This is a genomic window from Chryseobacterium indologenes, assembly GCF_002025665.1.
Taxonomy (GTDB): Bacteria; Bacteroidota; Bacteroidia; order Flavobacteriales; family Weeksellaceae; genus Chryseobacterium; species Chryseobacterium metallicongregator.
This window is the reverse complement of the sequence record NZ_CP018786.1, coordinates 313,029-327,468: the sequence shown is the minus strand read 5'-3', so window position 1 is coordinate 327,468 and position 14,440 is coordinate 313,029. Positions and strand designations below refer to the sequence as shown.

Genomic DNA, 14,440 nt, shown 5'->3' with positions numbered 1-14,440 from the left:
TTATGTTTTCATTTACAGCATATCCATACCCTAAATCCGAATCTTTCAAAGAAATTTTCGTTTCTTCACTGGGAGCAGGAATTGCTGTCTATTTGTTTCTGATCATTTTTCAGCCCTTTGGTACGGAAAACTTTCAACATCCTTACAAGTTTTTACTACTTTTCCCCTATTGTATTATTTTTGGAATGGCATTTTTTATTGCTAATCTTATGACTTCCCGTTTTAACAACTGGAATATTGGTGCGGAGTTTGTAAAAATAATTCTCATTCTATTCCTGAGCTCTGTTTTATCCTATTTTTACAATTCATTATTTTTAAGCCATGTAGCACTGGATCTTGGCAATTATTTCTACATGTTCTTATATTCTCTTGCAATCGGTATTCCGGTTTCAATCATCTATATTTTATCACGGTACATCTATTTAAAGAATATTCATGAAAAGAAAGCCCGCGATATTTCTCAACATCTTCCCGTTTCGCCTACCAAACAACGACAAAATCTGTTAAAAATAACTGCACAAAGTACAGAACTTATCATCAATGAGAACGATTTTCTATTCGTTCAGTCCATGGAAAATTACTGTACATTTTACTTTTTAGAGCATAGTAGCTTACAAAAAATAATGATCAGAATAAGTTTAGCTAATGTTTTACAGCAAATCGAAACATGTTCTGTCAAAAAATGCCACCGTTCTTATATAGTCAATCTTGGAAGGGTAAAAAACCTTAAAGGAAATGCTCAGGGTTATAAATTAATTCTTCCGGAAATTGATTTTGGAATTCCTGTTTCAAGGAGTTTCATTTCTTCAATTATTCCTCAATTGCAACAGCAGCATTCATAATTTTGTCATTCGTCACTATTCTTTGTCATTGATCACATTAACTTGAAAGCATTGATTTAAAGCTACATTTTTGCTCAAAATTAACAGACATGAGTAAAAACATCCGCTTCTTTTTCATCTTTATTCTAGGATTTACTATCTATTATTTCTTCGATTTAGTTTATTTTAAAACGATCCAGACTTTCTCAAAAGATTTGTTTCACAGTAAAGCAATAGCTCATATAATTGCTTACTCCGTGACTTTAGTCCCATTAATCGTTACGTTAAAAATTCTATTCCCAAAAAGAAACATTTCAGACCTGTTTTCATTAGACAAACCTATTTTCAATGGTTTCACTTTAGCTCTTATCAGTACTCTTCCTATGTTGATTGGATATGTGATTCATTTTAAAATAATCAGTAAAATAAATTTTGAAACATTATTTATCAACACATTATCTTCAGCATTTTTTGAAGAGATTATTTTCAGAGCTTTTCTTATTGGAATACTATACAGATTTACACGGCTTGGATTTTTATCATCTGCCTTATTAGGTTCATTGTTGTTTGCACAGGTACATTTGTATCAAAGTCAGAACTTAATAGAACTCACCGAGATATTTGCTATTACATTTTTAGGATCAGTATTCTTTGCCTGGGCATATTTTGAATCGGAATACAATGTATGGACTGCAATCTTCCTTCATTTCTTTATGAATCTGTATTGGGAAATCTTTAATGTATCAGAAAACGTTTCCGGGAATCTATATGGAAATCTCTATAAATTCCTATCCATTGCCGTCCTGATCTTAGCGGTCATCTATTGTAAAAGGAAAAATAAAACTACAATGGAGGTTACATGGAAAAACCTTTTTATCAAAACCAGAGAACTTCAATCATAAATTTTGCATAATTTTGCAGCATGTTGATAGAAAGTTTTCAAAACGATAAAATAAAAAATGTCACTAAGCTCCTTACTGACAACAGGTTTCGTAAAAAATCAAAAGTTTTTGTAGTAGAAGGCCAGCAGGAAAATGAAAGAGCCATGCAGTATGATTTTGAACCGTTGGAGTTCTTTATCTCTGAAAATATCTTTAAAGGAACACTACCCAATGGAAAAATCCATTATGTAAGTGAAAAAGTATATGAAAAAATAGCTTACAGAGGTAGTTCTGAAGGGATTATCGGAATCTACCATGCAAAAGAAAATTCACTTTCTTCATTTGTTCCTAAAAAAGATTCTACAGTAATTATTGTGGAAGGTGTAGAAAAACCAGGAAATCTTGGCGCTATTTTAAGAAGTTGTGAAGCTTTTGGAGTAGATGCTCTGATTGTTGCAGATGGAAAAACAGATTTTTACAACCCTAATGTGATCAGATCCAGTGTTGGCTGCCTTTTCGGAATGGAAGTCTATCAGGCTGAGAATGAAGAAACCTTGGAATTCCTGCAAAAAAACAGCTTCAATATCTACACAACGCTCATGGACGAAACTGCGGAAGATCTTTATAAGAGAGATTTCAGACAGCGTTCAGCAGTATTATTCGGGACGGAACATTCCGGATTAAGTGATTTCTGGATTGGAAAAGGAAAAAACACTTTAATTCCAATGGCTGGAAGTATTGATTCTTTGAACCTGAGTAATGCTGTTGCTATTACCTGTTATGAATCTTTGAAACAGAAGAAAGGATAAATCCTATATAACTTTTTATAAAATGAGATTGCTTCCGCCTTCGGCTCGCAATGACTAAGCACAAAAAAACCGTTTCACTGGGTGAAACGGTTTTTTTATTGTTAAGCGTATGCTAGAATTATTTCTTAGCAGCATCTTTAGCAGCATCAGCAGCTCCTTTAGCAGCATCAGCAGCTCCTTTAGCAGCGTCAGCAGCTCCTTTAGCAGCATCTTTAGCAACTTCAGCACCAGCAGCAGTAGTAGCAGCAGCAGCATCTTTAGTAGCTTCTACAGCAGTAGTTGCAGCAGAATCAACAACTTTAGCAGCTGAATCAGAAACTACAGCAGCAGAATCAGCTACAGTAGCAGCAGCAGAATCAGTTGTACCTTCAGTAGCAGTAGCTTCAGTTTTTTTACAAGCAACTAGAGAGATTGCAGCGATAGCAGCTACGAATAATGACTTTTTCATAATAAATTAAATTTAATTTTGTTAATATTGTTTTATAAAATTTTCTTCTGTTCTGTTATTTGAACAAGACAAAGGTAGAGCAGTTAGAAAATTTGTCTATGAAAAATAATTGTAATACCTTTGTAAAATAGTTTTACAAAAAAACATAGCTGATAATCAACAATTTAATTATTTTTTGAAAAATTGACAGATTTAGATCTATTACACTTTGAACAGCTAAAAAAGGATGTTCAGGGTCAATACTTAAAAGAATATACCCCTTCACAGGATGATATCTCCAAGTGGAAGGGTATAGATATTATATATTTCCAGGAAGACCTGCGAAAAAAAGCAAAAGGTAACATCAGTGAAAAGTCATTTTATACCTATTTTAAAACTTCACCTGTTACTAAATTGCCTAGAATAGATATGCTCAATTTATTGAGTATTTATGCAGGTTACAACTCATGGTACGATTTCAAAAAGCAACATCTTTTTGCAGGTGAATTACTTCAGGAAAATGAAAATTTTGACGAAGAAGATCTCGATGAACTTGAAAAAACAGTTTCTGAAGCTCCTGAACTTCCAAAAATTGAATTTCAACCTAAAAAAGTTGAAATAAGGGCCCCAGAAAACACTGATTTACAAAAATCAAATACTGAAAATCAGCAAATTACACAAAACAAGACCACTGCCAATGAAGTTGAAATTTCATCGGTTCTGCCTAAGAAAAATTTCTTCAAAAAGAATGCATGGGCACTTATCACTTCAGTTTTGATTACGATTACCGGTCTTTTAGGTTTTAAAGATGTACTTTTTTCAAAAACTTACAAATATTGTTTCATCGATAAAGACAGAGGAGTTTCTGTGATCAATACCTTAGAAATAATGGTAGTGAAAGAAAATGAATCTCCATTGATGTATAAAATAAAACCGGGTGAGTGTTTTTATTATTCTACCAAGGATAAAAATTTAAAAATGCGAATCAGTGCTCCTTTCTACGAGCCTCTGGAAGTGAACAGAAATCTTGAAAATGCCCCTGAAGAAGAAAAAATAGAACTAAAGCCGGATGATTATAAGATGGCTGTCTATTATTTCTCTATAAAAGATATCAAAGGGGGAAATCCCGACGAACAGGTTGCACTCATTAAGCAGAAGAGAAACCAGCTGGAAAACCTAATCAGCAGCAATGCCGTGATCTACCAGGTATATGATAATGATACCTACGGAATAGAAAGATTGGATAAGCAGAAATACATCACTCTGGTAACGACTCCAACCACCTCACTGAAAAACCTGAATGTAATAGAAATGAAAAAGGATAACAAAGGTAAGATTGTATCCATCAAATTTAAAATTGCTACCACAGATGAAAAGAATAAGTAATTTTTTAATTTTCACCGTGCTTCTGACGTTATTTATTGCCTGTAATAATAAAACCTCAGAGGTAAGTGACCTCGATAAACTACGAAACAGCAACAATGAAAAAAGCTATCCTGCCGTACAGATGGATAGTATGCAGGCGATTAATTCCATCACCAAACAGAAAGTTCAGGAACTTCTTGATCTGTCTACTTTATATCTTAGCGGAAACAGAAATACAGAAATAGATACCGTGATTTATTCACAAATGGAAAGTTATTTCCACAAACCGGATTCTCTGACGTTTAAAAGGTTGTTGAAAGAACTGGACAGCATGAAAGCAAAAACAGCTAAAGTGAGCAACCTGAATGTTTATAAAGAGTTTTATAAAAAAGATACACTGGACTACGCCAAGTTCAATGTGGAATACTTTGACAATAAGAATAAGTCGCTGGGAAGTTTTGAAAAGAATGCACAATATATCCTGCTTTCTACTTCCAAGCTTAAAAAAGAATTTAAATTTTACTTTTTAGATTTTTATTCCAAACCGCTTAAGAAAGACAGTACTTCAGTAGCAGTAACCAAATAGTCCAGGGGAATATCATTTTCCCAGACATCATCCACATATTCATCGGGGTCAAAGTAATTGACTCCGATTTTTTTTGTCTCATTGGAAATATTTTGAAACAAGCCATCATAAAATCCTTTACCATAGCCTACTCTATTCCCTTTTTTGTCACAATACAGCAAAGGCGTAATCACATAATGAAAGTATTTTTCCCCAGAATCTTCATTGGAAACAGGTTCTGAAATCCCCCAATTGTTGGTTTCAAAAAAAGTATCTTCAAAGATCTCAATATTAATAAGTTTATTTCCAACAATTTTAGGTACATAAACACGGATGTTTTGCGCTAAAAAATATTGAATGAAGATTTGGGTATCAATTTCTTTTCTTGCCGGAATAGGAATGAAAACATGTACCTTTTCTCCTTCTTTTGGTTTAAAATACAGTATGAAATTTTCAAAAATCTTCTCCGATAACAAGAAAGCCTCATCGGTAGACAAGGCTTTTCTTTTTTGAGTATATTTTTTTCTAAGCTCAGCTTTTAGCATAATTATTAAGTTATTTGAACTGAAATAATTGTTACCTGACAAGCTTTTGCAGCTTTATCGCTTATTTGGGATTATGCGTTTTGCACAATTCTGTATAGTTTATCAGACAGACGAACTCTGAACGGAAGTTCGAAAGTGATCTGATCTCCTGGCTTTGCTGTTTCGCAAGGACCTCCGTTAGCATAGATTTCAGTAACAGTAACTTCCTGTTCTCCTGTTGTTGGACCGGAAATTAATACTTTATCACCTATTGACAGATCTTTGTTCTCAATTAAAAACTGTGCAATCTTTGATTTTGAGTAGTAATGCTCTGCCTTTCCAATCAATTCTTTTTTAACAGCAATCTTTTGGCGAATATTTTTTGTTTCAGCTTTTGCTAAAGGTTTATCTGATAAATCTCCAGAGTTTTTGAATTTCAAAGCATCTGATTTTCCTTTTCTGAATACTTTATTTCCAACCTGAAGTCCTTTTCTTAATTTCACCTGCTCATCCCAAGGTAAATGGATCGTATCCAGACATTGCGTAGAACAGCAGTTTTCCATTGCCGCTTTACATTCGTCACATTGGATAAATAGAAGATGACAAGCATCATTAGCACAGTTCGTATGGTTATCACAAGGTTTTCCACACTGGTGGCATTGTGAAATAATATCATCTGTAATTCTCTCCCCTAAACGGTGGTCAAATACGAAGTTTTTACCGATAAACTTACTCTCTATTCCTTCTTCTTTTATCTGGCGTGTATATTCAATGATACCTCCTTCCAATTGGTAAACATTTTTGAAACCCTGATGTTTGAAGTAAGCACTGGCTTTTTCACAACGGATTCCTCCGGTACAGTACATCAAAAGGTTTTTATCTTCTTTAAAATCCTGTAGCTGTTCGTTAATGATCGGTAAACTTTCTCTGAAATTTTCCACATCCGGAGTAATAGCTCCTTCAAAGTGTCCTACTTCACTTTCGTAGTGATTTCTGAAATCTACAACAATGGTGTTCGGGTCTTCTAATAAATTATTGAACTCCTGAGCTTTTAAGTGAATTCCTTTATTGGTAACATCAAAAGTTTCGTCATTCAAACCGTCAGCAACAATTTTGTTTCTGACTTTTATGGTTAATTTTAAAAAAGAATAATTGTCCTGATCTACCGCTACATTCAAACGGATTCCTTTCATGAAGTCATATACTTCCAGCGTATCACGAAAAGCCTCAAACTGATCAGCAGGAATACTCATTTGAGCATTGATTCCTTCTTTAGCAACATAAATACGGCCAAGTGCATCAAGTGCGTTCCAGGCTATAAATAATTCGTCGCGAAATTTTTTGGGGTCTTCGATTTTGGCATACGCATAGAAAGACAAAGTAAGACGGTCTTTACCGGCTTCATCAATAAGTTGAGCTCTTTCTTCTGCGCTTAAGGTGTTATACAGTTGCATGCTATAAACGTTTTAAGTGAGAATAAAATTTTTGCAAAGATAAGAATTTTTGAATTAAGTATCTTTATGACAGAAATCACGAACAATAAGTAATGAGCTGTCAGCAATGAAAAACAGATTATTTTATAACATGAATCTGCCATATTTTCTTTAATTTTTTTTTAAGTTTTGTTAACTACGGCATTAACAATTATGACATAAGGCATAAAATGATATAATAGCCGTTAAATTTTAGTTAAAATTGAAACATAGCATACTAATTGCTTACTTATTTAACATTAAATTTGTTTACTCAAAAACATAAAAAAGAAATTAATTAATAAACAAGAAAGATATACAATGAAGAGTACTTTAAAAAAACTATTACCATTTGCAGTAGTTGGAGTCATTTCCGGAGCTACTACCGTTGGAGCTTTACAATATTTCGGACATAGCTCCAACAATGGAGATCAATCTTATTTCACAACAGCAGCCCCCAATACTTCATTCGCAGGAATGAACACGGGAGCAGTGGGTGATGATTTCGTAAAAGCAGCTAAGACAACTGTTCCTGCTGTAGTTACCATTAAAAATTATCAAAGCAGAACAGCCAGCAGAGCTTCAGAACAGGATTTGTTTGACTTCTTTTTCGGAGATCCTTTTGGAGGAAGAGGCCAACAGAGACAGAAACAGCAGCAGGCTCCTGATAATATGCCATCGGGAATGGGTTCTGGTGTAATCATCTCTCCGGATGGTTATATTATTTCCAACAACCACGTGGTAGCAGGTGCCAATAAGCTTGAAGTTGTACTAAGCAACAAAAAATCATATATCGCAACTTTGGTTGGAACAGACCCTAACACGGATATCTCTTTACTTAAGATTGAAGAAAAAGGTCTTCCTTATCTGAATTTCGCGAATTCTGACAATATTGACGTGGGACAATGGGTTCTTGCTGTAGGAAATCCATTGGGATTAAATTCTACAGTAACGGCAGGTATTGTTTCCGCTAAAGGAAGAGGTATCGGAATTCTTGGAAGCCAGGGAAAAGCGACTAATCCTATTGAGAGTTTCATTCAGACGGATGCTGCTATTAACCCGGGTAACTCTGGAGGAGCTTTGGTAAATACAAATGGAGAGCTTATCGGGATCAACTCTGCAATTCAGTCTACTACAGGATATTATCAGGGATACGGATTTGCAGTGCCGTCTAACTTAGCAAGAAAAATTGTTGAGGATATCAAGAAATTCGGAATTGTACAGAGAGGATTCTTAGGTGTTCAGTCTTTAGATCTTTCGAACGATCAATTGGTAACTTCTTACAACAAGCAGTTCAAAACAAATCTGAAAGTAGGTTCCGGAATTTATGTTACAGGATTTGGTGAGAACAGTGGTGCTGAAGATGCAGGATTGAAAAAAGGAGATGTTATCACCAAAGTTGACAACTACGATATCACAGATTTTGCTGACCTTTCTATGTCTATCGGAAGCAAACGTCCTGGTGATAAAGTTCAGGTAACGTATTCAAGAAATGGTAAAGAAGGTACTACTACTGTAACGCTTAGAGACCAGAAAGGAGGTACCTCCACCAGAACAAAAGCAGATCTTACCGTAACTGAAAAAATAGGAGCTGAATTTGATCCTCTTACAGAGCGTTTCAAAACAGAATACGGACTGAACAGTGGTGTGGTTGCTAAAAATGTATCTGAGGGCAGCGAAATGGCTAAAATCGGAATCGTAGATAACTATATCATCATCGAAGTCAATGGTAAACCGGTCAATTCACAGAAAGATGTTGAAAAGATCCTTGAAAAATATCAGGGGAATGTGCAGGTGAAATTCGTGGATGACTACGGAAGAATTTATACCAAAGGATTCAAAATGCCTTAATTGATTTTTTTGATTTAACATTAAAAAAGCTAACCATTCTTACTTAAGAATGGTTTTTTTATGAAAAAAAACAAGATAATTAAACTCAATGAAGAAACCTAATACAAACCACATAAAACACTAACTAACAATGTCTAATAATTCTATTTTTTCATATATTTGAAAAACCAAAAATGCATGAAAAAAGCCACCTATAAGGATAGAGAAAGAGTCGTTAATATTTTATGCCAGGCTTTCATAAATGTTCTTATTCCTAATTCTATCAATTTTGTTATAAAGAATTCTGGTAACAGATATAAAAGATTGAAAGCATTAATGGAGTTTCAATTCGATTTATCAATACTAAATGGAAGTATATTTCTTAGTGATGATCACAAAGGGTGTATTTTATACTTAGATAAATTCCAATTCAGTTTAAAAAAAATCTTGCTTGAAATAAAATTACTGTTCAATTGTATTGGAATTGAAAATATCTTTAAAGTTTTACAACGAGAAAAACTCTTAGCAAAGTTTCATCCGGAAGAAAAATTTGTTCATTTATGGTTAATGGCTGTAGTTCCCAGTGAACAAGGAAAAGGGATAGGTACAAAAATTTTAAAGGAATCTATGAATAAATATGAGAACGATCTCGTATATGTTGAAACAACAACATTAGAAAATAGAACCTTCTATCAACAAAATGGATTTACCATTTTCCATGAAACCTTTGAGCTGGATTATCCTCTTTATTTTTTGAAATATGCTTAATAGAGAAATTTATTAATGCTTTTCATATCAACAAAAAACGCTGCAGATCTCTGCAGCGTTTTTTTATTGTTTATTTAGACTTGTTCATTTTATCAGCGATACTTTTCTTTTTATTTCTTTCGTAGATCACTTCTACAATCTTACCTCCAATCCAGGAAAACGGAAAGAACGTAAGGAAAATAGAAATCTTATAGAATGTAGGATGATAAGGAAAAATAATAACATCCAACATAGCAATAAAAAGCATAATAAAGCCAATCAGAATAGCATAAGCCACTTTAGCATATTTAACGATAATAGCCGTTGCCACTCCCCCGATGGTAGTTCCTAATCCGGAAATAAACAAAAGGAAACCGAAAAACGCCTTATCATCTTTCATGCTGAAAAGAAACCTTTGCCAGTGCTCAAACGGAGCAAAAGCCTCAAAAGTTACCCATTGCGGAAAAGCCCTTATACCAAGAGTAATAATAAGCCCTGCAATACCAAGACCTATCAGAACCGCAATTGTATTTCTTATAAAGTTCATTAATCCTGATGTGCGATCATAGAAATTTCGATATCCACATTTTTAGGCAAACATGAAACCTGTACTGTTTCACGGGCAGGATAGCTTTCTGAATCTAAGTAAGATGCATAGATATCATTCATTACAGCAAAATCATCCATACTCTTAAGGAAGATAGTAGCTTTTACAACGTTTTTGAAAGTCATGCCGGCCTCAGTAAGAATCGCTTCAAGATTTTTCATTACCTGGTGCGTTTCTTTTTCAATTCCTTCTACCAATTTACCAGTTGCAGGATCTACAGGAATCTGTCCGGAGATATACAAAACTCCGTTGGCCATATTAGCTTGTGAATAAGGTCCGATAGCTGCAGGTGCATTAACTGTGTTGATTATTTGTTTCATAGCGGATATTTATTTTTTTCTATGGTTATATGCAATCACTATCTGCAATATTCGTTGGTTTTTAAATTCTGCCAACAGTGATTTCATTAGAATTTATTTTGCTTGCAAATATAAAATTTATATTGTCAAATGCCAATCTGATATTAGAAAGGTGCATTAGGCTGGGTAAAGCTTCTGTCTTTGTACTTCAATGCGTCGCTTAAGATATTGGCTTTGATCCCGATAAAGAAATCATAAACTTTATACTGTCCGAAAGGAACCCAGTTGAAATTGATCGTAAAACTTCGCTGATCTCTTGAAAAACCAATTCTTGTATATGCCAATTCTTTAGTCACCATGTCATAATGTGTACTTCCGTTAATATTCCAGTAAGGAGTTAACTTGATACTACCATCCAATCCTATGGATGCAATTTTGTTAGCAAATTTGCTTAATCCTTTTGAGTATGCATAATTCGCACTGATATTTAAAGTCCATGCCTGATCAAAGTGAGCGTAATGATCATCATCAAAATAATAATTCTCATTTCGGACCTCTCCCTTCGAAGAATACTTCTTGGCATAATCTGTTTTCTGCCCAAAAATCTCACTGCTTAAAGGATAAGATAGCTGAACGTTGAACCCTTGTACACTGAAGTGACCGAACTGTTCTGTTCTCACTCCCGTATTCTCTCCTGATGAGAAATCAATTTTATAAGGTTCTAGTGCAAGACTGGTATTTACAGTAAGTTTATTATTGAAAAATGAAGACTGTCCGTTGATTGAAAATACAGACCAGGGATGATCTTTAGCGGCAAAGTTGTAGCTTCCTGCCAGGTTTAAAGATTCAAAAATTTTGATTTTCTTTACCCCTGTAGAATCACTCTTAGACTTTACTTTCATCTCGATATTGTTACCGATATTGAAACCTAAGGCTCCCTGCATACCACTTGACGGGCTTCCGATAATTCCTTTTTCAAAAATAGAATATGGCGTCAACGCTCCGGTTGCATTATAATAGTTTCTGTAATATCCGAAGTTAGGACTTGAAAAGTCTGGTGAATAAGTAAAACTCAAACTTGGAGTCATCATATGTCTCACCGCTTCTACTGTAGATCCTTTTTTGAATTTCATCATTCCGAAAAGCGTTGTCTGAAGGCTGGCAGAAGTGGAGAAAGTAGAGTATCCTGTAAAGTTTTTGTTAATCTCGTCAACCGTTACATTTTTTACCGGATCATAATATCTGTTCAACGTTTTTGTTGTCAAAGCATTGTCGATATTGGCACTTAAACTGAACGTGAAATATTTTGCCAATGTTGTATTGGTAGCTAATGCGATATTGTTTTTAAGTCCTGTCTGCATTTTATCCCACATTTCTTTTTTAAACAACTCGTTCTCCTGAGTATTTACGAAATTGGTAAGGTTGAACCCGGTATTCACCGTAATATTTTCAAGAAGTCCCTGTCTGATTCCTGTTCTTGACTTAAATAAATAGAACTGGTTGATGGCTACATTCATCTGTGGAAGACGAAGGTCTGCCAATCCTGTGGCAAAGTTTTGTGAATAAGAAGCCGTTCCTGTAATAGTCATCGGAAGTTTCAGGAATCTTTTGGTAAGGGTTACCGTAGAGTTCTGTTGGGTATTCAATACATTCTGGTTGAAAATGTAGTTGTTATTCAACGGGTTATTATAGAACTTGGTACTTACAATATCCACAGAAGCACTGAATGTAAGGAAAGGATTGGCCTTAGAATCCTGGGAATGTGTCCAATTGATTCTATAGGTACTGTTTTTAGTATAATCGTCCAAACCTTTAATCCCTCTTACCATAGTACCGATGTCCGCAGTAAAGTTTCCTGAGTAACGGTATTTTTTCTGGTAATTCACCTGAGGACGTAAGTTCCAGCTTCCTTTTGTATAAATATCTGCTAAAACTTTAAGGTCGAAGTGTTCTCCAATGGGTTGGTAATATCCTATCCCGTTCAGGAAGAAACCAACATCTTCTCTTTCTCCAAAACTCGGGATCAGAATACCTGCTGCTCTTTTATCTGAAAACGGTAAGATAGCAAACGGAAGGTAAAGCGGCGTAGGCACCTGCTCGATAAACATCTGAATAGGACCTGTAACAATCTGGGATTTTGTTTTGGTTTTAATCAGCTTAATATTATAAGCTCTCATAAAATAATCCGCTGCCGTATCTTTTTTCTTAATGAAATAATCATCCGTTGTATAATCCGCTTTTCTCATTGCGAATACGGAATCATTATATTTTTTAGTCTTCTGAGCTATAATTACCCCTTCACTTTCTTCTGTTCTTGCATTGAAAGCAATCGCCTGTTTGGTTTTTGTATTATAGCTGAACTCGTTGGTTTCGTATTTTTTCCCGGCCTGCGTCGTAATTACAGGTTCAATAATTTTTCCTAAAGAGTCTTGTTTCCCTCTTGCATAGATCAGATTTTTGTTATCATCAATAGAGATATAATCTGCATCAATCTGCATATCCTGATATTTTACCTGAGCATTTTTGTTCAGGAATGTCATCTTTTTAGGGACATCTCTTCTCTGATCATCCGCTTTTGTACGAAGAACATCATTTAAGGGTTCTTTTTTTACAACTATGGTATCCTTTTTGGAAATAGTATCATTAACCGCATTTTTAGGCAATTTTTCAGGAGTTTTCTGTGCTAAAAAATTGTTAAAAATTAGGATAATTAAAATTTGTAATATATTTTTGAAGACGGTTTTGGCCAATTTTATACTATATAATTAAGGCCCAAAATTAATATAATTTTTATAACTGTAAGATGCACAAACAAAATTTTAAAATAATTTTATCATTTCTCCTTATCCTAACCAGCAACTTTATTTTCTCTCAAAAGAAGTTTACTATCGTTCTGGATGCGGGACACGGAGGAAGTGATCATGGAGCCAACAGGACATATTCCGACATTGGAAGAGTCGCAGAAAAAGACATTACACTTGCCATTACGTTAAAAGTAGGTGCCATGTTAGAGAAAAACAGAGATTTCAAAGTAATATATACCCGTAAAATTGACGAATACCCTTCTCTGTCTGACAGAACCAATCTGGCTAACAGGAGCAAAGCAGATCTTTTTGTATCCATTCACTGTAATTCTTCCCAAAGACCTACAGCCTATGGTACAGAAACTTATGTACAGGGACCTAACCAGAATAACGAAAATCTTGAAGTAGCCAAAAGGGAAAATGATGTGATCTTCCTGGATGAAAAAGATAAGCAAACCTTTGGTTCTTATAATCCTGATTCTCCAGAGTCATTAATTGCCCTGAAGCTTCAGCAAAGTAAATATCTGGAATCAAGTCTTCTTTTGGGAGGATTAGTAGAAGATAATTTTGTTAATAAAGATAAAAGATCCTCAAGAGGTGTATTTCAGAAAAACCTTCACGTTCTCCGTATGAATGCTATGCCATCTGTACTGATAGAAACAGGTTTTATCAATCACCCTGAGGAAAGCCACTATATTGCTTCAGACAAAGGACAGACTGAAATTGCAGAAAGTATCTATAATGCTATTATTGATTATAAAAAAGCAGTTGACAGAAAATCCGGCGGTTCTATTGCTGTTAAAAAGCCTGAGCCTGAAAAGCCTGCAGAAGTTCCTTTGAAAAACGATTTCAGAATTCTATTGATGAGTTCTCCTACGAAATACAATGAAAATGATCCTGCCCTGAAAGGTCTGAATTATATTCTTACGCTTAAAGAAAACGGACAATACAAGTATTACTATGCCGTAACCAATATGGCTTCTGTAAAAGATATTAATCTTAAAACAGCTAAAGATGCAGGTTTCAGAAATGCATTTGCCGTAGGATTTATGCCGAATCAGAGAATCAGCATGGGATATTATACGATCGAAGTGTATGCAGGTGATAAGCTGAATGGCAATTCTTATATCCTCCAGAATTTAAAAGATGTAGAACGAAATAAGGATAGTGGTGTATTTTATTACACCTATGGAAAAGTATACACATTGGAAGATGCTGTAAAACTTCAAAAGGAACTTGAAGCTAAAAGTGTCAAAAATACTGTGATACAAAAGGTCTATAAATAAATC

14 protein-coding genes are annotated in these 14,440 nt (G+C 34.6%); 8 read left to right on the top strand and 6 right to left on the bottom strand.

The features are described 5' to 3' along the window. Positions 1 to 2: 2 nt before the first annotated feature. The 3 genes from BUE84_RS01415 (at position 3) to BUE84_RS01405 (ending at position 2,511) form a co-directional block, all read left to right on the top strand. Positions 3 to 842, top strand: coding sequence for a LytTR family DNA-binding domain-containing protein (locus tag BUE84_RS01415; protein ID WP_079240216.1), 840 nt, complete (start codon positions 3 to 5; stop codon positions 840 to 842). Positions 843 to 931: 89 nt separating this feature from the next. Further along, a complete protein-coding gene (locus tag BUE84_RS01410; protein ID WP_079240215.1) occupies positions 932 to 1,723 on the top strand; it encodes a CPBP family intramembrane glutamic endopeptidase in 792 nt (263 codons plus the stop codon). Positions 1,724 to 1,743: 20 nt separating this feature from the next. After that, the gene (locus BUE84_RS01405) at positions 1,744 to 2,511 is read left to right on the top strand and encodes a TrmH family RNA methyltransferase (RefSeq protein WP_079240214.1); all 768 of its coding nucleotides are present in this window, start codon (positions 1,744 to 1,746) and stop codon (positions 2,509 to 2,511) included. A gap of 118 nt (positions 2,512 to 2,629) precedes the next feature. On the opposite strand, the gene BUE84_RS01400 is transcribed toward BUE84_RS01405, so the two are convergent. Beyond that, on the bottom strand, positions 2,630 to 2,959 hold the full coding sequence (locus BUE84_RS01400) for a hypothetical protein (protein ID WP_034694620.1): 330 nt from the start codon (positions 2,957 to 2,959) through the stop codon (positions 2,630 to 2,632). Between the two features lie 183 nt (positions 2,960 to 3,142). Between BUE84_RS01400 and BUE84_RS01395 the strand changes: the two genes are divergently transcribed. Next, on the top strand, positions 3,143 to 4,324 hold the full coding sequence (locus BUE84_RS01395) for a hypothetical protein (RefSeq protein ID WP_079240213.1): 1,182 nt from the start codon (positions 3,143 to 3,145) through the stop codon (positions 4,322 to 4,324). Next, a complete protein-coding gene (locus BUE84_RS01390) occupies positions 4,308 to 4,889 on the top strand; it encodes a hypothetical protein (protein ID WP_062673539.1) in 582 nt (193 codons plus the stop codon). Before BUE84_RS01395 ends, BUE84_RS01390 begins: the two co-directional genes overlap by 17 nt. Here BUE84_RS01390 and BUE84_RS01385 read toward each other — a convergent pair. Further along, positions 4,838 to 5,413 (bottom strand): 5-formyltetrahydrofolate cyclo-ligase, encoded by a 576-nt coding sequence (locus BUE84_RS01385; protein WP_079240212.1) that lies wholly within the window; start codon positions 5,411 to 5,413, stop codon positions 4,838 to 4,840. The genes BUE84_RS01390 and BUE84_RS01385 overlap by 52 nt on opposite strands. A 71-nt stretch (positions 5,414 to 5,484) precedes the next feature. Further along, the gene (locus tag BUE84_RS01380; protein ID WP_079240211.1) at positions 5,485 to 6,846 is read right to left on the bottom strand and encodes a rhodanese-related sulfurtransferase; all 1,362 of its coding nucleotides are present in this window, start codon (positions 6,844 to 6,846) and stop codon (positions 5,485 to 5,487) included. A 339-nt stretch (positions 6,847 to 7,185) separates the two neighbouring features. Between BUE84_RS01380 and BUE84_RS01375 the strand changes: the two genes are divergently transcribed. Next, positions 7,186 to 8,715 (top strand): trypsin-like peptidase domain-containing protein, encoded by a 1,530-nt coding sequence (locus BUE84_RS01375; RefSeq protein ID WP_079240210.1) that lies wholly within the window; start codon positions 7,186 to 7,188, stop codon positions 8,713 to 8,715. A gap of 177 nt (positions 8,716 to 8,892) precedes the next feature. After that, positions 8,893 to 9,462: a GNAT family N-acetyltransferase gene (locus tag BUE84_RS01370; protein WP_079240209.1), complete on the top strand. Its 570-nt coding sequence runs from the start codon at positions 8,893 to 8,895 to the stop codon at positions 9,460 to 9,462. 70 nt (positions 9,463 to 9,532) lie between these two features. Here the strand turns inward: BUE84_RS01370 and BUE84_RS01365 are convergent, their stop codons facing one another. The 3 genes from BUE84_RS01365 to BUE84_RS01355 form a co-directional block, all read right to left on the bottom strand. Next, positions 9,533 to 9,988 (bottom strand): hypothetical protein, encoded by a 456-nt coding sequence (locus BUE84_RS01365; protein WP_034694594.1) that lies wholly within the window; start codon positions 9,986 to 9,988, stop codon positions 9,533 to 9,535. Next, on the bottom strand, positions 9,988 to 10,368 hold the full coding sequence (locus BUE84_RS01360) for a RidA family protein (RefSeq protein ID WP_034694591.1): 381 nt from the start codon (positions 10,366 to 10,368) through the stop codon (positions 9,988 to 9,990). Before BUE84_RS01360 ends, BUE84_RS01365 begins: the two co-directional genes overlap by 1 nt. A 143-nt stretch (positions 10,369 to 10,511) precedes the next feature. Further along, the gene (locus tag BUE84_RS01355) at positions 10,512 to 13,097 is read right to left on the bottom strand and encodes a putative LPS assembly protein LptD (RefSeq protein WP_079240208.1); all 2,586 of its coding nucleotides are present in this window, start codon (positions 13,095 to 13,097) and stop codon (positions 10,512 to 10,514) included. Positions 13,098 to 13,150: 53 nt separating this feature from the next. Between BUE84_RS01355 and BUE84_RS01350 the strand changes: the two genes are divergently transcribed. Next, positions 13,151 to 14,437 (top strand): N-acetylmuramoyl-L-alanine amidase, encoded by a 1,287-nt coding sequence (locus BUE84_RS01350; protein WP_185117007.1) that lies wholly within the window; start codon positions 13,151 to 13,153, stop codon positions 14,435 to 14,437. Positions 14,438 to 14,440: the final 3 nt, after the last annotated feature.